Source organism: Acaryochloris sp. IP29b_bin.137, from assembly GCF_028285745.1.
In the GTDB taxonomy this organism is placed as follows: domain Bacteria; phylum Cyanobacteriota; class Cyanobacteriia; order Thermosynechococcales; family Thermosynechococcaceae; genus Acaryochloris.
The window spans coordinates 1-21,150 of record NZ_JANQOP010000108.1 but is presented as its reverse complement, the minus strand read 5'-3'; the positions used below and the strand labels follow the sequence as shown (position 1 = coordinate 21,150).

The window sequence follows — 21,150 nt, the reverse complement described above, 5'->3', positions numbered from 1 at the left end:
GGGGATTTAAGCCAGGTAAGTTATAGAGGCTTTGACAATGAGTGTTTTCGAAGACGTAAACCGCTTTTTAGAGAAGCAACTGGAGGAATTTCTCCGAGCCCATCCGCACCTAGAATTGCAGGTTCTAGCCGATAATTTGCGGGAACAAGAAGCAAAGACCACTAAATTATTGGCTGATTTAACAGCGGAAGAGCAACGTCAACAGGATGCCATCCTTGCAACTGCTAACGAGATCAAACGATGGCATGAACGAATTACGAAGGCCGAGAAGGCGGGGCGACAGGACTTGGCAGCGGCGGCCAAGGAACGAGAAGCAGCCTTACTGAGCCAGGGAAATCAACAATGGGGGCAGATGGAAGTGACTAAAACCCGCCTTCAACAAACTCAACTGCTGTTGGAAAAAATCCAGGTTCGCCACCAGGAAGTCAAAGAAAGAATTCGACAAGCCCCCCGCAAACCCCAACCCAGTGCATCATCTGCTCCGAAGCGAGATCCGGCCAACGGATGGTATCAAAAGGTCTCTCTAAGCGATCCAGATCCTTTAGAAGAACAGTTCAAAAATTGGGAGAGAGAAGCAGAGCTTGAGGACTTAAAGCGAAATATGGGACTTTAGGTTGAATACCTTGCCGTTACTAGGGAACGAAATATGGTGCAGTGGCCTAAACTTCTACCCGTATCACTAGGGTTTTTAACGCTGAGCATTGGGGTAATATCGCCTCCTGCAATGGCTGATCTAACTGACAAGATTGCGTCTAAACAGGCTGACCAGGGAATTATTCATATCAGAAGCCATCATACAGTCTCAAAGACATCTGAACGGCTAGTAAATGCGCTCCAAGCAAAAGGAATGACGCTTTTTACCCGCATTGACCATGCTGCTGGAGCCCAGTCTGTGGGGCAGTCCCTGCCCCCAACAGAACTAGTGGTGTTTGGTAATCCTAAAGTGGGTACTCGCTTGATGCAATGCAGTCCTACTACAGCGATAGACTTACCCCAAAAAGCATTGATTTGGAGAGATAAAGCGGGGCAAGTGTGGCTGTCCTACAACGACCCACAATATCTGGCAAAGCGACACCATATTGAGGGTTGTGGAGAGGTGTTAGCCAAAATAGAACAGGCTTTGTCTCAGTTTGCCCAAGCAGCCACTCAGCCTTAATCTTGAGCGCATGAGGGTTAACGGGTAGTTTGGCGGATCGATGGATATTATGATGAACTCTGATGAAGGTTCAAAAATCTGTTAGTTTCACATCCTGCCCATTGGCTTAAGCGACAGACCTTATATTCGAACGTACGTTAGGCTACCTAGTTATAGGGGTTACATATTGGTTCTCTGCGATCATCATCAATAGTAAGGGTTAGATATGGTTTCGGTTGGGGTCTTTATAGATTTGAGATGGCACCAAGCCGCAGGCGGGCATGTCAAATGTTGGGAGTCCTTTGCTAAAGCCGCAGCCACGTTGCCAGAAGATCTAACGTTAAGTCTGCATTTTTTAGGTGATCAAGAGCAGGTTATCGAACTCGCTGCCAATGTTCGCTATGTTATCCATCCCCCTCGGTTTAGTACCGAACGCCTCATCTTCCTAAAGGATGTACCGGGCCATACGGATATTGCCCCCTCAAATCCCGCTCTCGTTCCCTATTTAGAAAAGCTGGATATTGTCCATATCACCCATCCCCAATTTACGTTTGGTAAAACGGCCCTGCGCTATTGCCAAAAGCAGGGCAAACCTCTAGTCGCCTCCATCCATACGGATACACCGGAATATTCCCGAATCTACACAGAACAGGCCTTGGAAAAACTCTTTGGCCAGGGGTGGTTGAATCAACTGCTTTCCCAACAACTGCAAATTCCACGCCGATATAAGCAATTGATGGTGGCTCGGCAAAAGCGCTACTGGCAAGCCTGTGCCCATGTGTTAACCGCTCAGCCTTCGGACTTTGGGGTGGTGAATACCGTTTTACCCAAGTCACACATTTCCCACCTCCGACGAGGTATTGATAAGGAATTGTTTCATCCCGAACTTCGCGATCGATCTGGGCTGGAACAAACCTACAACATCCCTCCTGGGAAATTTCTGCTGTTATTTGTGGGGCGCTTAGATGCCTGCAAAAATATCCTAACCTTTGCCCAAGCCGTGAAGATTCTGCTCGATCAGGGTCTGCCCGTTCATGGTCTTGTCGTCGGTCAAGGCAGTAGCGATCAGGAAGTGCAGGCTATCCTTGGGAACCATGTGACCTTAACAGGCACCATTGACCATGATCAGCTGGGTCCCATCTTTGCCAGTGCCGATCTGTTTGTGTTTCCTTCCCAAACAGAGACCATCGGCAATGTAATTGTGGAAGCGAAAGCGTCCGGGTTACCTGTGATTATTTCTAGTCATGGCGGAGCGTACCAGTCGGTACAAGCCTCTGGGGAAGATGGCATTGTGATTGAAGACGATTTGCCTGAGACTTGGGCGGGTGCGATCTCAACCCTGTATCACGACCCCGATCAGCTCGCACAGATGAAACAAGCCACTCTCGCCCATATTGATCAGCATTGGCCTACTTGGCTAGAGGTGTTGCAAAACGACTTGTTGCCGGTTTGGCAGGCAGTGGCTGCGATTCCAGACCGAGTCACCAAACGACCTTAGATTTAGTTAAAATTTAGGACTTTCTCAAAGGGCCATCCTTTAGTATGAGAGGAAGGGACTACACTCTTACCTGTTCTTCAGCGGCTGCATCTCTGAGTAAGACTATGACCACAACAACGACCGAATCCACTCAGGCCATGACGGCTGATAAGCGCGGGTTACCCGTCACTATTATCACGGGCTTTTTGGGCAGTGGAAAAACAACCCTTTTAAACCACATTCTCTCCAATCAGGAAGGTTTAAGAACGGCTGTTCTGGTCAATGAGTTTGGTGAAATTGGCATTGATAACGATCTCCTGATCACCACTGGTGATGACATGGTGGAGCTGAGCAATGGCTGCATCTGCTGCACCATCAACAATGATTTAGTAGATGCGGTTTATAAGGTTCTGGAGCGGTCCGAAAAGATTGATTATCTGGTGGTGGAAACCACAGGATTAGCAGATCCTTTACCGGTCGCTTTGACCTTCTTAGGCACTGATTTGCGAGATGTGACTCGCTTAGATTCAATCGTCACGGTGGTCGATTCTGAAAACTTTAGTTTGGACCTGTTTAATAGCGAAGCTGCTCAAAGCCAGATTGCCTATGGCGATATTATCTTGCTTAACAAAGCTGATCTAGTGGATGAAGCGGATCTGGATCTGCTAGAAGTGCGGGTCCGGGAAATGCGTGAAGGTGCTCGGATCATCAGAACCACTAAAAGCCAGGTTTCCCTACCGTTGATTTTGAGTGTCGGGCTATTTGAATCTGATAAGTACTTTGAAGATGTCCACAGCGATCATGGGCACGGTCATAGACACGATCACGACCATCACGATCACGATCATAGTCACGACCATCACAACCACAGCAATTGTGACCATGACCATGGCCATTGCGAGCATGATCACGACCATCATCACTCCCATCATTTAGATAACGATGGGTTTACATCCCTCTCTTTTCAAAGCGATCGCCCCTTTTCGGTTCGCAAGTTTCAAAAGTTCTTGGATGAACAGCTTCCCCTCAACGTCTTCCGAGCCAAAGGGATTCTGTGGTTTGATGAAAGCGAGAAGCGTCATGTCTTTCACTTAAGTGGTAAGCGCTTTTCCTTAGATGATGAGGACTGGAGAGGCGAGCCCAAGAATCAGCTGGTGTTAATTGGGCAAGATTTGGATCATGATCAGTTGCGATCTCAAATTGAAAACTGCTTAACCACCGATTCCACCAATAGCAGCAAAGGATTTGGCTAAGAAATGATTCTGGCGTTTATGAGTAGAAGCCATAAACGCTATACTTGCGAGGTGGATTAATTATCTACCCCAATAAGGGCATGTAGCTCAGTGGATAGAGCATCAGATTCCGGTTCTGAGGGTCGGGGGTTCGAATCCCTCCATGCTCGTTTTCTATCAAAGTTGACGCCATCAGCTAAGCGACAAAAAGCTACAATCTCTGTATCAGAAGGTTTGTATGACAGTTGAATCGCTTGACGTATAAGCTTGTAGCCGTAGGATTTTCCACGCCACCTTGGCAGCAACTGGCTGACCTTGCAGAGCCAGAGGGCCAAACCGAAAGCGCGATGATCCGAGAGGCTGTTACTTAATCCGACGACGAAACAGGAACTGACCAACCTGTCCAGGATCTACCTGACCAACTTCATTCTCATACTTTTCGACTTTGGTATCATCTACTGGGTCGGATGTGGTCAAAGGATTGGGATCATCATTGTTCGTGAAATATCTGACTACCCCTTGATCCGCGCTAGTCTTTTGCTGATGATTAGAGAATCTAGCCCAGTTATTCGCTATTTCTCCAACCGTAGCCGTGCCATCTTCCACTAATGTTAAGTCAGGCACCGTCAGCGTAACATTGCCGTTACCGACCGCTGGAGTAGAGATATTTTCATAGGTAATTCGGTATTCAATCAAATGATCGAGTTGATTATTGATGCCATCTAAAATAGTTTGATCCGCTGTCCAAGCTTGAATAACCTCCTCATTGGCATCTAAAACTTGAACCTCTTTAGTGACCCTTAAAAAGCCCGTATACAACCGATCAATTGTGATGTTATTTGTCGTTTCTCCTGTAAAGCCAGGGTTGTTGACTGGATCGTCATCAGGGAAGGCCAGTAATGGAATAGGAATATCATCATTTACTCTGACTCCCTCAGGCAAGTCTATGGTGACCTGATAGTCAACTGTACGCCCCGCTGGCAAGCTCCCTATATTAACATGCTTGGGGATTCCATCTGCAGCACCACCCGTCGTACTACCAATCAAACCAAAAGTATTCGTTGTACTGTTCCAACGATAGGTAGCTGTCAACTCATCACCATTATCGGGGGTACCGTCTGGATCGTACGCAATCGTGACAATCGTACCGTTGGGAATATCTTCATTGGCACCATATTGACCCGTTTGCGTGCTCTCATCGGCCCCTTCAGCTTGTGTTGGCGAAATCGGCTGAAGGGTGACATCAGAAATAGACCCTGTGCTAGCTGGATTCTGCACCGAATTGGCAAAGGTGGATGGCGCAGGATCGAAGGTATCGGTAGGCCCAAAACCTGCAGGGATATCGGTTGACCGATTGGTAAAATCATCATTATCACCCAAAGGTCCCCCAGCTCTTGGGACACCTACAGGACCATTAAAAATATCATCGCTACTCGCAACTTCCCCTAAGCGAATGACGTTCACTTCACCCTTTGGACCAGAACCACTATTATTATCCTCGGTATCAGTCCCTTGTGTCACTGGATTGGCAACACCGATATCCGTATTGGGGTCATAGTTGGAGCCTGTTGAATCAGGGGGGGTTTGATTATCATTGAAGTTGTTAGGATGACTATCACCGGACTCGTCATAGACAACCTCATTGGCAGAATCACCAAAGGTTTCTCCAAAAACTTGGGCAATATTGTTGATTTGGCCGCCATTTGCTGGTAGACCAGCCGTAACAACAGTAAATCGAAATGGGCTGTAGCTATTGTTTCTAGATATGGTTGGACCAGCTGTATAAATAAAGCCAATCCGAGTCACGGACGTCAATGGTGGAGGCGTCGTGAACCAAGCTGCAGCAGTTGCAGCGGTACCTGTAGGTGTAGTGGCATAAATCGCCTGCCAATTGGCAGGAATACTATCAACAGACGAGAGTTGGGTCCCCACTGGGATAGCATCAGAGACCAGGATGCGTGGGACAACACTTCCATTGACGCGGATGGGAGTCCCTTCCAACGTTCCTGGTAAAAATGCTGCGTTGGGCGAGGTATTCTCAACCGTCATCCCCAAATCGTAAGTCACTAAATCGTCATTCGCTGCAGCGGTTAGCCCTGGATTTAAGTTTGATACGGTTTTGGTTACAGTGGCCAATGCCATGGTCTTGATTGAATTTCCGAATGGAATACTGTTCGTAGCACTCGCTTCTCGTTCCCCATTCTCAGGTACACCATTGCCGGGATTTGCATCGATGGTGCGAATCTCGTTCGCCCTTGGGCCATCGGCATTATCAGGCTGATTTTGAGTACTAACAGGATTATTGTTATTGGGTCCCGTATCCCCCAAGGTTACGCCTACATCTGCACCACCGGGTGTACCCGCAGCAGGTGTACCCGTCACTCTTACCTTGAGAATTTGATCTGAATCTAGATCTGCTAAACCTGAGATAGATAGCGCACTGAGGGTCGATCCCCCTGGAGGCACGGTTTCCAAAACGGTGCCTGAAGCATTCACAATTTGAACTGCACTGGGCACAAAATTCTCAGTACCCAAGTTATTGATACCAGGAATAAACAAATTGGTGGGAGCATTGCCGATGTTGGTGATATCAAACGTGAATTCTAATGTGTCACCCGATGAAACGGCTCCCCCAGTACTGTCAGTAAACCCTGAGGGAATAGCGATCACACCCGCAACTTCAGCAACAGTAACCGTTATTGTGTTAGAGGTTGCATTAATGGTGGTTGGAGAACTCGGATCTTCTCTGTAGGTTGCAGTAGCTGTATTACTAATTTGCTCACCTGCAGGCGTTCCGAGTGAATGAGCAGGCAAGAAGGGCTGTAACAGGCTACTTGCAAGGATGGCTGCAATGGTAAGTGGTCCAACTTTGCTTGGGAGTAGGTCAGACTTAGTTCTATTGTCAGTCATGTCGTCTTTGAGTTCTTGGTAATGGGGGAAACGAAAAATCTGCGCACTCAACGCACAGCAAACTTTCGCCAGATAGGCTGTATCGCCTCAAGTGCAAGCTGGACCTTGCACCCAGACTCGATAGCCTTCTTCTCAAGCTTGCGACAAGCCGAGGAAGACGGCTTATCCTCTCGATGGTTCAAGCGTTTGCGAATAAATACGATCTAGCAAAAATAACGGGAAATAATGCCCATTCGCTATCAGGTCTTCTATACCTAGAGTTCCCTGACATAAAATTCAAAATGACATCGACTATTCAGTGGATCCGTTGCCCGTATATAGGGGTCTATGGCTTGTCATCAACTCCCATTGAAGGCGAGTGTTTTGGCCTCCATGGTGAAAACAAGACGCTGGAATGCTGATACCGCTATCCCCAGAAGGAGCATTCTTGATCCCCGCCCTGCGATTGTGAGGTTGGTTGCTTTCGGCATGGCAGGGTATTTGGATAGGTGTCTTGTTGATTTTCTCTATAAATTGTCGCTTATTTTGTCAATGCTCGGACACCTAAATCCTTACCATTGCGGTGAAAATCTATGGATGTGCTGGGGGGCCTCTTCTACATCACATGATTCATCAAAAGACACTGCTGTGTGACTTGTACCTGGCTTAAAGAAAGCCCAGAAACAGTATTCACACCAGAAACAGTATTTACAGTCGAAAACTTCCTAAAGGACCAGAAACTGCTTTTAGGCTACATTATGCTCTCAAAATTAGGATGTAGTCGGCCTCTTTAAACCTAATTTATCGAAATATATTTTATCCCTGATTATTTTTAGCCATTATGCAAGTTGTGGGGAACAACAACCTGATTCTTCTGCTCCAGAATATTGGCCTCAATATTTTATCAAACCCTTCGGAATTTAAGCTTTCGTTAATAAAAACTACCGCATCTGCAAAAGCAGACTAGGAGAGCGATCCCCACCGAAATTAAATTTAAACACAAGTCAGGAGAGGATGATTCTGTATCGGAAGCTACATTTTTTTGATAGGGTAAATTCCTAATATCTACTTTGGTATAGGCAACACTGACCAAAAACTATGTCCAAGGGAATGAGCTATATTTCTGAAGTTGGGCATTAATTTGCTTAGGGGGATAATTTAGAGCATTCTTATCTGAATTCAAAGCAAGTTTGGAACGAAATTGCCTTTTATGCAGATCGGTTCTTTCCGGTACCTGACTGTGAAATTGAACAATTTGCTGATATCAAGTTACTTTGTGTTGAGGAGTGAATCGGTTTATGGCCAGAGGATTTGGTCGGCGCGAATTCCTAATTATGGGTTCCGTCGCTTCGGGGAGCGTGTTGCTCAAAGCCTGTACACCAGGTAGTCAGACAGATGGTGGAAACACTGATAATGGTAGCTCTTCAGGAGATACCATTAAGGTCGGCATCCTCCACTCACTGAGTGGCACGATGGAAATTAGCGAGAAAACAGTTGTCGATGCAGAACTACTAGCGATTGAAGAGATTAATGCTAGTGGCGGGGTATTGGGTAAACAGATTGAGCCCGTTAAGGAAGATGGGGCATCAAACTGGGATACCTTCAAAGAAAAAGCGGAAAAGCTGATTGATCAAGATAAAGTGGTCACTGTTTTTGGCTGTTGGACGTCTGCCAGTCGGCAATCTGTAAAAGAGGTCTTTGAGTCTAAAGAACATATGCTCTGGTATCCAGTGCAGTATGAAGGGCAGGAATGTTCAAAAAATATTTTCTACACGGGAGCGGCACCGAATCAGCAGATTGAGCCTGCCGTCACTTGGCTGCTTAAGAATAAAGGGAAAAAGTTTTTCCTAGTTGGCTCGAACTATGTTTTTCCGAAAACAGCCAATACCATTATCAAAGAGCAACTCAAAGCTGAAGGCGGAGAAACGCTAGGTGAGGAGTATCTAGAACTGGGCGATCAGGAAGTTACCCCCATTATTGCCAAAATCAAGCGAGCCATGCCTGATGGAGGCGTCATCTTCAACACGCTGAATGGCGATAGTAATGCAGCCTTCTTTAAGCAGATGAAATCAGAAGGCTTGGGACCGGACAAATACCCAATTCTCTCGGTCAGTGTGGCAGAAGAGGAGATTCGACAAATTGGTAAAGATTTACTAGTGGGCCACTATGCAGCTTGGAATTACTTCCAATCTGTTGATACCCCAGCTAATAAGAAATGGGTGGCTGATTTTAAGAAAAAGTATGGGGACGATCGGGTCACGAACGATCCCATGGAAGCGGCTTATATTATGGTGTACCTCTGGAAGCAAGCAGTAGAGAAAGCTGGAACGGCAGATGATCTTGAAAAGGTACGACAGGCTGCTATTGGCGAAACCTTTGATGCCCCTGAAGGCAAGGTGACCATGAATGGGAACCATCACCTTTCTAAGACGGTTCGGATTGGCCAAATTAACGATGAGGGCCAATTTGATATTGTCTGGTCTACGGACGGTCCAATTGATCCAGTGCCTTGGAATCAATTTGTACCGGCAACGAAGGGATATGCTTGTGACTGGAGCGATCCAAATAAGGGGGGTAAGTACAAAGTAGAAGGCGCATAAATTGAAACGCATTTCCTCGTACTCTTGTTTTTTCGATCAGGCTGAGAAAGCAATAGTATGAGGTTTTTTATCGGAAATTCTCTTAGCTAATGGGCGGTTAAAAATGTTGGTTTCTTGGGATTATTGGCGTGATTGCTGATGTTGTAAAGCTGATCTTTGATGGGATTAGCATTGGCTCTGTGCTGATGTTGGCTGCCCTGGGACTGTCCATTGTTTTTGGTCTTATGGGAGTGATCAACCTCGCCCATGGCGAATTGATCATGTTGGGAGCTTACACAACCTATGTTGTCCAAGAGAGTGGGGCTCAGTTAGGCGATCAATGGTCCAATATTTACATTTTCGTGGCCTTGCCTGTAGCTTTTTTAGTGACGGCGCTTGTGGGTTGGGGACTAGAGTGGGGAGTTGTGCGCCATCTTTATGGTCGTCCTCTCGAAACCCTGCTAGCAACCTGGGGTGTGAGTTTGATTTTGCGCCAATTTGTTCGCAGTGTCAGTTGGGTGTTATTGATCAATATTTTTTGTTTTTGTCTGTTTTATTTTGGGGGGCAAAAACTGGTGCAGCCCCGCCTAGCCAGCCAAAGACTTCGTTATATCGCTAGGTTAGTGATTCTGGCGTTATCCATTAGCATTACTAGTACATTAGGCACTCTACTAGGCCAATCAGAGCAACGTTCACTACTGGATCCTTGGTTTGGATCTCGAAATTTGGATGTCACGGCACCTAAATGGTTACAAGGCGGATTGTCGGCAAAAGATTTGCCTCAGAACTTATCATCGGTTAAAGAGTGGCTGACCTCCTTGGGCTTAGAGAATTTCCAACTCCCTAGTGGACGTTTATTTATCATTGCTCTGACTGGATTGTGCATCGTTTTGATGTACTGGTTTCTAAATCGCTCAAATTGGGGATTGCGGATTCGAGCAGTGACAGAAAATCGAGATATGAGTGCTTGCCTTGGGATTCCCACTCGGAGAGTGGATGCACTAACATTTGCCCTGGGGTCAGGCTTAGCGGGAATTGCGGGGTGTGCAATTACGTTGATTGGGTCTGTTGGACCGAATATGGGGGGTAACTACATTGTCGATGCGTTTATGGTCGTGGTGGTCGGGGGAGTGGGGAATATCGTGGGCAGTATTGTGGCTGCGATCGCAATCGGTATCAGCAATTACATCATCAGTGTTGGCCTTTTAATCCCTGTTTTTGAATTTAGCTCTTCCATCTCTGACTTTTTCGATTTTTTTGCAACGCCCAGTATGGCAAAAGTCATTGTATTTGCCTTGATTATTATCTTTTTGCAGATTCGCCCTGCTGGGATCTTTCCCAAAAAAGGCCGGGCGGTAGAAGTTTAGGAAAGCCGAACCAAGGCTTTCTACATCACGATTTATGACTCATACTGCTGCAACGAATTTGCCCCTTGCTAAACCGAGAAAACTGCTTTGGGAAACAGGCGTGATCGCGGTGATTACCCTGATCTGCGCAGTGTTGCTCCCCTTTGTCTTACCGACCTTTCGGTTGAAATTTTTAGGTCGATTTGTGGCTTTAGCCACTGCAGCACTGGGGATTGACCTTATTTGGGGATATACCGGGCTATTGAGCTTAGGGCACGGTATCTTTTTTGCCCTGGGAGGGTATTCCCTGGCCATGCACCTCAAATTACAAATTCCAGAAGGGGAATTGCCTAACTTTATGGTGAACTATGGCGTCGCTAAATTACCGTGGTTTTGGCAGCCATTTCACTCATTCCCCTTCACTCTGGTCGCCTTATTTACCATTCCAGCTCTCGTTGCCGCAGTCTTAGGCTACCTTGTCTTTCGGAATCGGATTCGAGGGGTTTATTTCTCGATTTTGACCCAAGCCTCTCTCCTTGTCTTTTTCTTCTTCTTCAAAGGCCCGATTGAATTATTTAATGGTACGAATGGTCTCAAAACAGATAAAGACCTTATCTTTGGTGTCTTAGCCAGTTCGAACCAGGCCCAACTCGTCTTTTATGAACTCAGTATTCTCTGTTTATTACTGGCCTATATTCTCTGTCGCTGGTTAACCAGTGGGCGGTTTGGTCGCACACTGATTGCTATTCGAGATGATGAAAATCGCATGCGATTTTCCGGGTATAATCCCACCGGATTCAAAGTCATCGTCTTTGCCGTTTCTGCAGCACTGGCTGGCGTGGCAGGTGCGCTCTACACCGTTCAAACCGGTATCATCTCCCCCAGTACGATGGAAGTCCCTTTTTCAATTGAAATGGTGATTTGGGTGGCTGTTGGCGGCCGAGGAACCCTTATTGGGGCTGTTTTGGGGACGATTCTAGTCAGCATTGCCCGCACCCTTTTGAGCGAACAATTTCCTGAGTTTTGGCTGTTTTTCCAGGGCGGATTGTTCCTGATCGTCGTCACTGTTTTACCGGATGGCTTAATGGGATGGTTCAAAAACGAAGGCCCCGATCAAATGCGCTTGCTGTTAGGACGTCCCAGAAAAGTGATGACTTATCCCAGTTTGGCTGAAGATCCGGAGGTGGAGTATGAGCGACAAAATCTTAGAAATTGAAAATGTAACCGTTAGTTTTGAGGGGTTTAAAGCCCTAAATCAGCTCAACTTCAGCATGGATACAGGAGAGCTACGGGTAATTATTGGCCCCAATGGCGCTGGCAAAACCACCTTTCTAGACGTGATTACTGGTAAGGTTCAACCCACAACGGGGAGGGCGTTATTCAAAGGTAAAAATCTCCGATCCAGATCCGAGCACAACATCTCTCGGTTGGGCATTGGCCGCAAATTTCAAACCCCACGGGTCTATCTACAGCTCACCCCCCGCGAAAACTTGGATCTATCCTGCAATCGTCACAAAAATGTTTTGGCGACGTTGTGGGGACGCCCTTCTGGACCTGAACGTCGCACCGTTGCTGGGTTGCTAGAAACCATCGGACTCACCACCAAAGCGGATATTCCGGCTGCGCTCCTGTCCCACGGCGAAAAACAACGCCTGGAAATTGGCATGCTTGTTGCCCAATCACCGGATTTACTCTTAGTGGATGAACCCGTTGCCGGGCTCACCGACGAGGAAACAGAAAATGTCGGCAACTTATTGCTTACCCTAGCCGACAGTCATTCGATTATTGTGATTGAACATGATATGGAATTTGTCCGCCAGATTGCCCGGCAAGTCACAGTTTTGCATCAAGGCGCTGTCTTGTGTGAAGGCAGCATGGATGAAGTGCAGAGTAATCCCCAAGTGATAGAAGTGTATTTGGGACAGCCGGAGGAAGACGATGGTTAATCAAACGGTCTCGTCCCCCAACCAAGCTCCTCAGCCTTTACTCGATATCTCGAACCTTAATGTTTACTACGGCGAAAGCCATATTCTTCGCAATGTTGATTTGAGTGTTGGCCCCGGTAAGATGGTCTGCCTGATTGGTCGAAATGGCGTTGGCAAGACCACCTTACTCAAAACAGTTTTAGGCTTGCTGTCCCCCCGCACTGGCAATATTGCCTTAGAAGGGCATTCAATCCTCCATAAAACCCCCGATCAGCGGGCCCGCTTGGGGATTGGGTACGTTCCTCAGGGGCGGGAAATTATTCCCAGCCTCACGGTCCAAGAAAATTTAATGTTAGGGTTGGAGGCTCGACCCCAAGGCCGAAAAAAAAGCTCAGCCATCCCCGATCAAGTATTTCAACTCTTTCCGGTCTTAGCCAGCATGTTAAGACGAATGGGAGGAGATCTCAGTGGTGGTCAACAGCAGCAGTTAGCCATTGCCAGAGCCTTAGTGGGCAACCCACGCCTGTTGGTGTTGGATGAACCCACTGAAGGTATTCAGCCATCGATTATTCTGGAAATTGAAGCAGCGGTTCGTCGGATTGTCGAATCAACCGGGGTATCCGTGCTCTTAGTTGAACAGCACCTCCACTTTGTGCGCCAAGCTGATTGGTACTACGCCATGCAAAAGGGGGGAATCGTTGCCTCGGGTTCAACGGATGAACTGAGTAATGACGTGATTCAATCATTTCTGGCGGTTTGAGTCCGGCATGGGATTGGGCTGTTCAAGGCAAAAATTGCGGCAAATGCTATGGTAGCCATAAATGCATTGTCCAGAGAGATAAGAGAATAGAACGCTAGAATATCAATCTATTCCCCCTGAATAAGCAATTTATGCTGCTATAGGGTTCTATGTGCCCAGATATCGTGATGAGCAACTTCCAAGTATACGGTGATATTTATTCTGGTAACTGTTATAAGGTCAAGCTACTTATGTCTCTACTGGAGATAGAGCATGATTGGCTTCATATTGATATTCTGAAGGGCGAAAGTCGGACCCCAGAGTTTTTAGAACGGAATCCGAATGGTCGTGTGCCCGTCTTGGGGCTTCCAAATGGGCGGTGGCTGTTCGAATCAAACGCAATCCTGCATTACTTAGCCAAAGATTCCCCTTTCTTACCGACAGAGCCCTTTGCCCATGCCCAAGTGTTGCAATGGCAGTTTTTTGAGCAATATAGTCATGAGCCTTATATTGCGACGTCTCGGTACATTATCCACTACCTAGGGTCTCCCCCAGATCGACAGGCTGATTTGGAGGCCCGTCGCGTTAGGGGATATGCCGCCTTAGACGTGATGGAAAGTCATCTAGAGACGCAGGATTATTTTGTGGGTGATCAGTATTCCATTGCTGACATTTCTTTATATGCCTATACTCACGTGGCTTCTGAAGGAGGGTTTTCCCTTAAGCCCTATACGAAAGTGCGAAATTGGTTGCGGCGTATTTCCCAACAGCCTAACCATGTGACGATGGATCAGTTTGCCCCCTAGGTCAACGCAGAAGCCATTCGAAGGTAAACGACCCGCTCTAGACGTCAAAGTCGCTGTGGAACATCGCTATTGACTAAGATGCGAGGGAGTCGATGCTTGAACCCACAGACAATCTCGTAGGAAATGGTATTTAGGGCTTTGGCCCAGGTTTCGGCTGAAATTGAAGCTTGACCCTCTTGGCCCAAGATGGTGACTACTTCTCCCACCTGCAAATTGGGAAAGGCACTGACATCAACCATCAGTTGGTCCATAGTAATGGCACCGATTTGGGGGGCCAACCGCCCTCGAATGATTACATTCATTTGGTTTGACAAGGACCGAGGGACTCCATCTGCATAGCCGATGCCAACCACTGCAACGGTGAGAGGTTGCACTGTCGTAAAAGTATGGTTATAGCTGACCCCTGATCCTGCAGGTAAGGTTTTAATTTGGGTAATCCGAGCCTTCACCTGCATCACGGGTTGCAGAGCAATTGTTTGCTGGAAGTGGGGCGCTGGATAAAGACCGTATAGCGCCAGCCCCACCCGGACTAAGTCATAGTGAAACTGGGGACCCACTAGGGTTCCAGCTGAGTTAGCTAGGTGCAGTTTAGGTAAGGGGATATCTTGAGCTTGGATGCGGCTTAAAACATCCTGTAACCGACTTTGCTGCAGCTGCATAAAGCTAGGATCTGTGTCATCAGCCGTGGCTAAATGGGAATAGATACTGGCAATTTTGAGGTTCGGCAGGTGGGAGACAAATTCAATAAAGGTGGCGCCCTGCTGCCAAATAGGACCTAATCGAGACATGCCCGTATCCACTTTGAGGTGAACGGACAATGGGTGTTGCAAGTGTCGAGAAAAAGTGAGGGCTTGTTCAGGACTACAGAGAGTGGGCTGCAGCTGCCAGCGGACAATCGCCTCAATTTCCTGAACAGTGTGGGTGGCCCCGAGGATTAGGATTGGCGCATTAATATCAGCTTGACGGAGTTCAATCCCTTCTAAGATAGTGGCAACTCCCAACCAAGTCGCGCCATTCTTCAGAGCGATTTGGGCAACCGTAACGGCACCATGGCCATAGCCATCGGCTTTGACCACGGCCATAAGTGCGGTTTGGGGCAACAATTGCTGTTTGATTTGGCGAACATTGTTCTCTAGCGCTTTGAGATCGATATTGACCCAAGCGCGTTCACAAGCCAATGTCCCAGGGGATGCATGCTTTACCATTCCTGAATCCGGCACTCTGATCGAATCTTAGCTTGCGGGGGAGGCCCCTTGATAGTCCTTGAGATATTGTTGATAACCGACCGTCGCTAATTGCTCCTGTTTGTCCTGAACCATTTCTGAGAGGGAGCGACGATAGGCGATGACCTGCTCTTGAAGTTCTGGGCGCTGAGCAGCCAATATCTGCAATGCCAAAAGACCGGCATTTTTGGCATTGCCAATGGCAACGGTGGCCACGGGGATGCCCCCCGGCATTTGGACAATGGAGTAGAGGGAATCCAATCCTTTTAAGTGGCGGCTGGCCACGGGGACACCAATGACGGGTAAGGGAGATAGGGCTGCCACCATCCCCGGTAGATGAGCTGCTCCCCCGGCCCCGGCAATGATCACTTTTATGCCCTGTTGGTGGGCCTGTTGAGCAAATTCCACCATCCGTTGAGGAGTACGATGGGCGGAAATGATTTCCACATGGGGCGTGATCTTGAAGTCTTCGCAGACTGCAATCGCAGCTTGCATCGTCGGTAAATCAGAATCACTGCCCATAATGATGGCAACTTCAGGATGGCTCAAGGGATCTTCTTTCCTTTGCAAAACAGGGACAACGTTAGAATGAGGAGAGGAACAGCAAGTCTTGTTTTTTAATTAAAAACCTCACGTTTGATCTGGATTTGTCTAAAATTTGATTACTTCTGGCAAACGGCATATTTCTTGATCATCAGCCTTCCAGATAACCTGCAACATTGAGAAATTCTAATTCTTTTTGAGGACGCTTCGATGAATCCGTTACAAGGGTATCGTTTTTCCTGCACCCTCACCTTTGGGGATATTTATGCCCAGGTGATTATTTGGTTGATTGTGATTTTCATTGCCCTAGCTTCCTCCGTTGCCCTGTATCAAAATCCCATGTATGCCTTTTTAACCGGGGGATTGATTTTAGTGTTGTCTTTGCCGTTTTTGCTGTTTGCCTTTGTCACGACGCTACTCAATCACATCGAACTCGTTCCTGTGGATCAAAAAAGCGAAGCTTCCGTGGAAGCACGAGTCAGCTAGTGTTGGAGCGCCAGAAGGATGGGCGCCTCATGGATGCAGTGTCAATTAGAAAATGTTCGAATCCCTGGCTGCTCAGGATTGCAGCAAGTCAGTATTCAAGAGGGAGCCATTCACACGATTCAATCGATGGATGCTTCCGTTTTATCGTCAACCCAACCCAGAATTGACTTAGGAGGTGATTGGCTATCATTGGGGGGCATTGATCTGCAAATCAATGGTGCCCTAGGACTAGCCTTTCCAGATTTATCGGCCACTGATCACAGCAAACTTCACGATATTCGACAGTTTCTATGGCAACAAGGGGTAGATGGCTTCTTACCGACGTTGGTGACGACATCGGTTGAGAAGTTCCAACAAGCCTTAGCCGTTTTGTCGACTCAGACCTTACAGGTAGAGAGGGGACAAGCTCAGATTTTAGGGGTCCATTTAGAAGGTCCCTGCCTAAATGCGGTCAAGCGGGGGGCACATCCTCAGGAATACCTGCAGACTTTGAGTATAAAAAACCTGCAAGCGGTTATGGGTTCCTATCGCGATGTCGTTAAGGTGATCACCTTAGCTCCAGAGTTAGAGCCATCAGGAGAAGCGGTGGCTTGGTTGCGATCACACGATATTACCGTCAGCCTCGGCCATTCCCTGGCGACGGCGACCGAGGCTGATGCGGCCTTTAATCAGGGTGCCACTATGGTCACCCACGCCTTTAACGCTATGCCCAGTCTGCACCATCGCCAACCGGGGTTATTAGCCGCAGCCCTGATGCATCCTCAGGTTTGGTGTGGGTTTATTGCCGATGGTCAACATGTGGACCCGCTGATGTTGAAATTGATACTGAAGGCTAGCCCCAGACAGGGGCTGTTCCTAGTCAGTGATGCCTTGTCCCCTTTGGGGTTACCGGATGGGGTTTACCCCTGGGACTCTCGCCAAATTCAGGTCACCGCAGGGACCGCTCGACTGCCAGATGGCACTTTATCTGGAACCACCTTGCCTCTGTTAAATGGGGTGCAAAATCTAATCCGCTGGGGGCTTTGCTCGGTGGGCCGCGCGATTGCCTTGGCGACAGAAGCGCCTCGGCAAGCTCTAGGATTATCCGGGTTGGGGCCGGGACAACCTGCCCATGGATTGCTGCGATGGCACCACCATGCTCAGACTAAAACCCTGACTTGGCAGCGTTTGTTTCCCTCTGATGACGTGCCCTCGTTCGAGGCGTAGTGCCCTATGGAAAATCCCTTGATGCTTATGATTCCGGGGCCGACTCCGGTGCCTGAACCCGTATTATTTGCCTCTGCAAAACCACCCATTAGCCATCGTAGCCAAGGGTTTCGGGATTTGATGGCTGAAATTACCGCAAATTTGAAATGGCTCCACCAAACTCAAAATGATGTGCTGATCTTAGCCAGCAGTGGTACAGGGGCCATGGAGGCCGGCATTATTAACGTTTTAAGCCCGGGTGATCGGGTATTGGTAGGGTGTAACGGCAAGTTTGGCGATCGCTGGGCTCAGGTGTGTGAGCAATTTGGCTTGATCACCGAGCGCATTACAGTGCCATGGGGGGAGGCGTTGGATCCAGAGGTATTCCGACAGCATTTAGAAGCCGACCGGGAAAAACAGATCAAAGGGGTGATTGTGACCCACAGCGAAACTTCGACTGGGGTTCTTAACGATCTCGAAACCATTAGCCGCCATATCCAAGACCACGGTCAAGCTCTCAGCATTATTGATGCCGTTACCAGCTTAGGCATTTGCCCCGTTCCCGTGGATGAGTGGGGATTGGATGTCGTGGTCTCTGCTTCTCAAAAAGGATATCGGATGCCGCCGGGTTTGGGATTTGTCTGCGTCAGCCCTCGAGCGTGGCAGGCTGATGAAACAGCTCGTTTTCCTCGGTTTTATTTAGACTTGGGGAAATGCCGCACCGATGCGGCTGCCAACACGACTCCTTTTACGCCGCCCGTTAATTTATACTTTGCCTTGCAGGTGAGTCTAGCGATGATGAAGGCGGAAGGACTCCCCTCCCTGTTTGCTCATCAGCAGCGATTGATGCAAGCGACCCGGGCAGCCGTTCGGGCTCTAGAGCTACCGCTATTGGTTCCAGATGATCGCGCGGCTAGCCCGGCTGTCACAGCCATTGCCCCCGATCAAGTAGCCCCTGAAACCCTCCGATTCAAATTGCAGCAACAGTATGGAATTGTTATTGCTGCAGGGCAAGACCATATGCGGGGCAAGCTCGTTCGGATTGGTCACTTGGGTTATGTTTGCGATCGCAACATTATCACCACAGTCGCGGCATTAGAAGCAACCTTAAACTCCCTGGGTTATCCTTGCCAACTTGGCGCAGGGATAAAAGCCGCTCACAATATTTTTAGTGCCAACAATTTCTAGTGCCAATATTTAGGATCCTGGCTTGCGGAGCCTTAGACCTCACAAAGATGGGATATATGCAACTAAGTGGTTTCTAGCCAATCGTAAATCTGATTCAATTGATCCAATGTAATCAGCCCATACTGCCATAAAACAATCGGTAAAGGACCCGGATCTTGCTCAAGGTGACGGAGGGCAAGTCCAATGGAATCACTCGGTACCGCCAACTCTTCTTGCAAGAAAGCCAACAATCGCTTTTGCGATGTCGATTTCAAGTTAGAAAAATCTTTAGTAAACCGAGATACTGTCATTTTTTGGATGTGTATGGAATGGGGAATTGGCGGGTCAGTGGCAGCCTATTGAGAAAGTGATGGTTTTATGGACAAGATATTCCTTGAACAATAGGAAAATGTTTCAAGTCATTTTTAAGCGGATTCAGAATCATAGTCGTTGTTTGAGGTCGTTGCCGATTCATCAATGGATAAAGTAGGTGCGTAGCTAGTTGCCAGGTGTTCAAGAGTCCAAGGCATAAAAGGGCAGCCCCTCAGAACCCACTCGAATTAAAGCACCTAACAACAAGACCAAAACTTTTGGCCGACACTAGAAATAGCAGAACTTCTTTTGAGCGTTTTTAACCGTGCTAGGACGCTAAGGAATTAACCTCAAATATCAATAGCAGCAACCGGGATTTCCCCCTAACCCCTAATATCTACATATCACGCACTACAAGCGATAAGCAGGCTGATTTGACATTGTACATAGCCGTATTGAAGTAAGAGTGTAGCACACTCCTTAGAGAATGATCGAACCTCAATATTTCTTTTAACAAAGTTCTTACAGCTCTGAATAGATGGGTCGGAATTGCGGAGCTAATACACTTACCATTCAGGGGCTTGGGCATACATCAATCTGGGTAAATTCCCTTCATCATGGACCGAAGACGATGGCCCCCTCGCAGCAGTACCAGACAGTCTTCATAGATGCCAATAGTCCAGTTTACTCACCCTATCGGGCAAAATAAGTTCATAGTTCTTGTGCAAGCTTAATCAGGTTGATCATAGTATGTCACCTTCAAATTGCTGATCAAAACTAATGCCCCCTACTGAAGAAGGCCCTATATTGATGAGTGGTAAGTTAGCCAACCAGTTGCGAGAAGGCACTAAAAAATCTCATTCCCTGGCCGAAAATGTAGCGTTTGTGCAGTGCTTTCTTAAAGGAGCAGTCGAGCGCAACTCATATCGACAACTGTTGGGAAACTTCTACTTTGTCTATTTGACTCTCGAGAACCAGCTCAAATCTCTCCGTAACCATTCAATTGTGGGGCAGTTGTACTTTCCTGAATTGCACCGACAAAGCAGTCTAGAAAAGGATTTGAGCTACTACTGGGGACCTCATTGGAGCCAAACGGTGAAGCCCTCAACGGCTACACATCACTACATCAATAGGATTCAGGAGGTTGCGACCTCAGAACCCAGCTTGTTGGTTGCCCATTCCTACACTCGATACCTAGGTGATTTGTCGGGAGGACAAATTCTTAAAAAAATTGCTCAGCGTGGAATGAACCTTCCTCCCAATCAAGGAACTCATTTCTATGACTTTCAAGATATCCCTAACCCTAAGGCCTTTAAAGCTCAATATCGCAATGCTTTAGATAACTTACCCTTGGCTGCCGGTATGACCGCACAGGTGGTCGATGAAGCAAATTTTGCTTTCAAGCTTAATATGGCACTGTTTCAAGAGCTGGAAGGCAGCCTAATTAAAGCGATCGGTCAACTCCTCTTCAATAATTTGACCTTCAACCGCAATAAACGACGGTCTCAATGGCCTTCCGAATTAGATGACGCAGCAACCTTGCAGCCGCAAGACTAGCCTGGAGACGCTAGTGGCGTTACACCAACGTTATAGAACGGAGAGGGGGGATTCGAACCCCCGTTAGGTTTAACCCTAAAACAGATTTCGAGTCTGCCGATATAAAATCTAAAAGGCTTACCTGAAAAGAGTTTCAAGAAAAATATTAGAAGCTTTTCCTTAAAACTTACTTAAAATAAGCTTGAGAATAGCATCAACTATTCATGGCTAAACCTTCCAGATTATGTTGGATTACCAAGGATTAGGGGTCCCAAAAATTTGCTTGATGGCTAGTCTCGCTTTGCTACTCCATGAACTTTTCGTTGATCAGAAGCAAGTAAATGGCGGACTTGATCTTGTCCTGTGAATGGAGGAGATAGCCACAAACACTCCACTCGTTGGGATCGGGCACTAGTGTGAGTGGAGTGTTCAACCTGCTGCCAGTCAGAATAAAGGTCTTTGTATAGGGGACAGTCCTTTGGGGATGACAAGGTACTTCAAATCTAGAGTCAGCAGTAGATAGGGCAGTGTGATTTCAAAGAAAATAGGGTGGCCGAAACGACTACCCTA

General features: G+C 47.5%; 18 protein-coding genes and 1 tRNA gene. 15 read left to right on the top strand and 4 right to left on the bottom strand.

Annotated features, from left to right (window positions below; translation table 11 throughout):
* Window positions 1–37: 37 nt before the first annotated feature.
* The 5 genes from Q0991_RS08410 to Q0991_RS08390 all read left to right on the top strand — a co-directional run bounded on the left by Q0991_RS08410 (window position 38) and on the right by Q0991_RS08390 (window position 4,014).
* Complete coding sequence (locus Q0991_RS08410) at window positions 38–613, top strand: TIGR04376 family protein (RefSeq protein WP_299487322.1); 576 nt, start codon at window positions 38–40, stop codon at window positions 611–613.
* A 111-nt stretch (window positions 614–724) separates the two neighbouring features.
* Window positions 725–1,156, top strand: coding sequence for a DUF302 domain-containing protein (locus Q0991_RS08405; protein WP_366524923.1), 432 nt, complete (start codon window positions 725–727; stop codon window positions 1,154–1,156).
* A gap of 205 nt (window positions 1,157–1,361) precedes the next feature.
* Window positions 1,362–2,633 carry a glycosyltransferase gene (locus tag Q0991_RS08400; protein ID WP_299487319.1) on the top strand — a complete coding sequence of 424 codons (1,272 nt, stop codon included), beginning with the start codon at window positions 1,362–1,364 and terminating at the stop codon, window positions 2,631–2,633.
* Window positions 2,634–2,737: 104 nt separating this feature from the next.
* Entirely contained in the window at window positions 2,738–3,865 is a 1,128-nt protein-coding gene (locus Q0991_RS08395; RefSeq protein ID WP_299487318.1) for a GTP-binding protein, read from the top strand.
* Window positions 3,866–3,941: 76 nt separating this feature from the next.
* Window positions 3,942–4,014: transfer RNA gene (locus Q0991_RS08390), tRNA-Arg, on the top strand.
* Between the two features lie 193 nt (window positions 4,015–4,207).
* On the opposite strand, the gene Q0991_RS08385 is transcribed toward Q0991_RS08390, so the two are convergent.
* Window positions 4,208–6,754: a hypothetical protein gene (locus Q0991_RS08385; RefSeq protein WP_299487316.1), complete on the bottom strand. Its 2,547-nt coding sequence runs from the start codon at window positions 6,752–6,754 to the stop codon at window positions 4,208–4,210.
* A 1,277-nt stretch (window positions 6,755–8,031) separates the two neighbouring features.
* Here Q0991_RS08385 and urtA point away from each other — a divergent pair.
* The 6 genes from urtA (at window position 8,032) to Q0991_RS08355 (ending at window position 14,128) form a co-directional block, all read left to right on the top strand.
* Entirely contained in the window at window positions 8,032–9,333 is a 1,302-nt protein-coding gene (gene urtA, locus Q0991_RS08380; protein WP_299487314.1) for an urea ABC transporter substrate-binding protein, read from the top strand.
* A 128-nt stretch (window positions 9,334–9,461) separates the two neighbouring features.
* On the top strand, window positions 9,462–10,679 hold the full coding sequence (urtB, locus tag Q0991_RS08375) for an urea ABC transporter permease subunit UrtB (protein WP_366524921.1): 1,218 nt from the start codon (window positions 9,462–9,464) through the stop codon (window positions 10,677–10,679).
* Between the two features lie 34 nt (window positions 10,680–10,713).
* On the top strand, window positions 10,714–11,874 hold the full coding sequence (urtC, locus tag Q0991_RS08370; protein ID WP_299487312.1) for an urea ABC transporter permease subunit UrtC: 1,161 nt from the start codon (window positions 10,714–10,716) through the stop codon (window positions 11,872–11,874).
* Window positions 11,849–12,604, top strand: coding sequence for an urea ABC transporter ATP-binding protein UrtD (urtD, locus tag Q0991_RS08365; RefSeq protein ID WP_299487309.1), 756 nt, complete (start codon window positions 11,849–11,851; stop codon window positions 12,602–12,604). Before urtC ends, urtD begins: the two co-directional genes overlap by 26 nt.
* Window positions 12,597–13,343 (top strand): urea ABC transporter ATP-binding subunit UrtE, encoded by a 747-nt coding sequence (gene urtE, locus Q0991_RS08360; protein WP_299487307.1) that lies wholly within the window; start codon window positions 12,597–12,599, stop codon window positions 13,341–13,343. Before urtD ends, urtE begins: the two co-directional genes overlap by 8 nt.
* A gap of 167 nt (window positions 13,344–13,510) precedes the next feature.
* The gene (locus Q0991_RS08355; RefSeq protein WP_299487306.1) at window positions 13,511–14,128 is read left to right on the top strand and encodes a glutathione S-transferase family protein; all 618 of its coding nucleotides are present in this window, start codon (window positions 13,511–13,513) and stop codon (window positions 14,126–14,128) included.
* 44 nt (window positions 14,129–14,172) lie between these two features.
* Here the strand turns inward: Q0991_RS08355 and alr are convergent, their stop codons facing one another.
* Together alr and purE are read right to left on the bottom strand one after the other, a co-directional pair.
* Entirely contained in the window at window positions 14,173–15,333 is a 1,161-nt protein-coding gene (gene alr / locus Q0991_RS08350) for an alanine racemase (protein ID WP_299487304.1), read from the bottom strand.
* Window positions 15,334–15,360: 27 nt separating this feature from the next.
* Window positions 15,361–15,900, bottom strand: coding sequence for a 5-(carboxyamino)imidazole ribonucleotide mutase (gene purE / locus Q0991_RS08345; protein WP_299487303.1), 540 nt, complete (start codon window positions 15,898–15,900; stop codon window positions 15,361–15,363).
* 204 nt (window positions 15,901–16,104) lie between these two features.
* On the opposite strand from purE, the gene Q0991_RS08340 reads away from it, so the two are divergent.
* The 3 genes from Q0991_RS08340 to Q0991_RS08330 are packed head-to-tail and all read left to right on the top strand — an operon-like array spanning window position 16,105 to window position 18,753.
* Window positions 16,105–16,380, top strand: coding sequence for a hypothetical protein (locus Q0991_RS08340; protein WP_299487300.1), 276 nt, complete (start codon window positions 16,105–16,107; stop codon window positions 16,378–16,380).
* An 18-nt stretch (window positions 16,381–16,398) separates the two neighbouring features.
* Window positions 16,399–17,586 (top strand): N-acetylglucosamine-6-phosphate deacetylase, encoded by a 1,188-nt coding sequence (gene nagA / locus Q0991_RS08335; RefSeq protein WP_299487298.1) that lies wholly within the window; start codon window positions 16,399–16,401, stop codon window positions 17,584–17,586.
* Window positions 17,587–17,592: 6 nt separating this feature from the next.
* The gene (locus Q0991_RS08330; RefSeq protein WP_299487295.1) at window positions 17,593–18,753 is read left to right on the top strand and encodes an alanine--glyoxylate aminotransferase family protein; all 1,161 of its coding nucleotides are present in this window, start codon (window positions 17,593–17,595) and stop codon (window positions 18,751–18,753) included.
* A 62-nt stretch (window positions 18,754–18,815) separates the two neighbouring features.
* Here Q0991_RS08330 and Q0991_RS08325 read toward each other — a convergent pair whose 3' ends face one another.
* Window positions 18,816–19,043, bottom strand: a complete 228-nt coding sequence (locus Q0991_RS08325) for a DUF2949 domain-containing protein (protein ID WP_299487293.1) — start codon at window positions 19,041–19,043, stop codon at window positions 18,816–18,818.
* An 811-nt stretch (window positions 19,044–19,854) separates the two neighbouring features.
* Between Q0991_RS08325 and Q0991_RS08320 the strand changes: the two genes are divergently transcribed.
* Window positions 19,855–20,601: a biliverdin-producing heme oxygenase gene (locus tag Q0991_RS08320; RefSeq protein WP_299487338.1), complete on the top strand. Its 747-nt coding sequence runs from the start codon at window positions 19,855–19,857 to the stop codon at window positions 20,599–20,601.
* The last annotated feature ends 549 nt before the right edge of the window (window positions 20,602–21,150 follow it).

What these genes read in the sequence shown, in the direction of transcription:
- urtD (WP_299487309.1), top strand. Translation starts at nt 11,849, where the DNA reads ATGAGCGACAAAATCTTAGAAATTGAAAATGTAACCGTTAGTTTTGAG.
- Q0991_RS08355 (WP_299487306.1), top strand. Translation starts at nt 13,511, where the DNA reads ATGAGCAACTTCCAAGTATACGGTGATATTTATTCTGGTAACTGTTAT.
- urtE (WP_299487307.1), top strand. Translation starts at nt 12,597, where the DNA reads ATGGTTAATCAAACGGTCTCGTCCCCCAACCAAGCTCCTCAGCCTTTA.
- Q0991_RS08320 (WP_299487338.1), top strand. Translation starts at nt 19,855, where the DNA reads ATGAGTGGTAAGTTAGCCAACCAGTTGCGAGAAGGCACTAAAAAATCT.
- Q0991_RS08385 (WP_299487316.1), bottom strand. Translation starts at nt 6,754, where the DNA reads ATGACTGACAATAGAACTAAGTCTGACCTACTCCCAAGCAAAGTTGGA.
- Q0991_RS08400 (WP_299487319.1), top strand. Translation starts at nt 1,362, where the DNA reads ATGGTTTCGGTTGGGGTCTTTATAGATTTGAGATGGCACCAAGCCGCA.
- Q0991_RS08340 (WP_299487300.1), top strand. Translation starts at nt 16,105, where the DNA reads ATGAATCCGTTACAAGGGTATCGTTTTTCCTGCACCCTCACCTTTGGG.
- Q0991_RS08405 (WP_366524923.1), top strand. Translation starts at nt 725, where the DNA reads ATGGCTGATCTAACTGACAAGATTGCGTCTAAACAGGCTGACCAGGGA.
- nagA (WP_299487298.1), top strand. Translation starts at nt 16,399, where the DNA reads ATGGGCGCCTCATGGATGCAGTGTCAATTAGAAAATGTTCGAATCCCT.
- alr (WP_299487304.1), bottom strand. Translation starts at nt 15,333, where the DNA reads ATGGTAAAGCATGCATCCCCTGGGACATTGGCTTGTGAACGCGCTTGG.
- Q0991_RS08330 (WP_299487295.1), top strand. Translation starts at nt 17,593, where the DNA reads ATGGAAAATCCCTTGATGCTTATGATTCCGGGGCCGACTCCGGTGCCT.
- Q0991_RS08325 (WP_299487293.1), bottom strand. Translation starts at nt 19,043, where the DNA reads ATGACAGTATCTCGGTTTACTAAAGATTTTTCTAACTTGAAATCGACA.
- urtC (WP_299487312.1), top strand. Translation starts at nt 10,714, where the DNA reads ATGACTCATACTGCTGCAACGAATTTGCCCCTTGCTAAACCGAGAAAA.
- urtA (WP_299487314.1), top strand. Translation starts at nt 8,032, where the DNA reads ATGGCCAGAGGATTTGGTCGGCGCGAATTCCTAATTATGGGTTCCGTC.
- Q0991_RS08395 (WP_299487318.1), top strand. Translation starts at nt 2,738, where the DNA reads ATGACCACAACAACGACCGAATCCACTCAGGCCATGACGGCTGATAAG.
- Q0991_RS08410 (WP_299487322.1), top strand. Translation starts at nt 38, where the DNA reads ATGAGTGTTTTCGAAGACGTAAACCGCTTTTTAGAGAAGCAACTGGAG.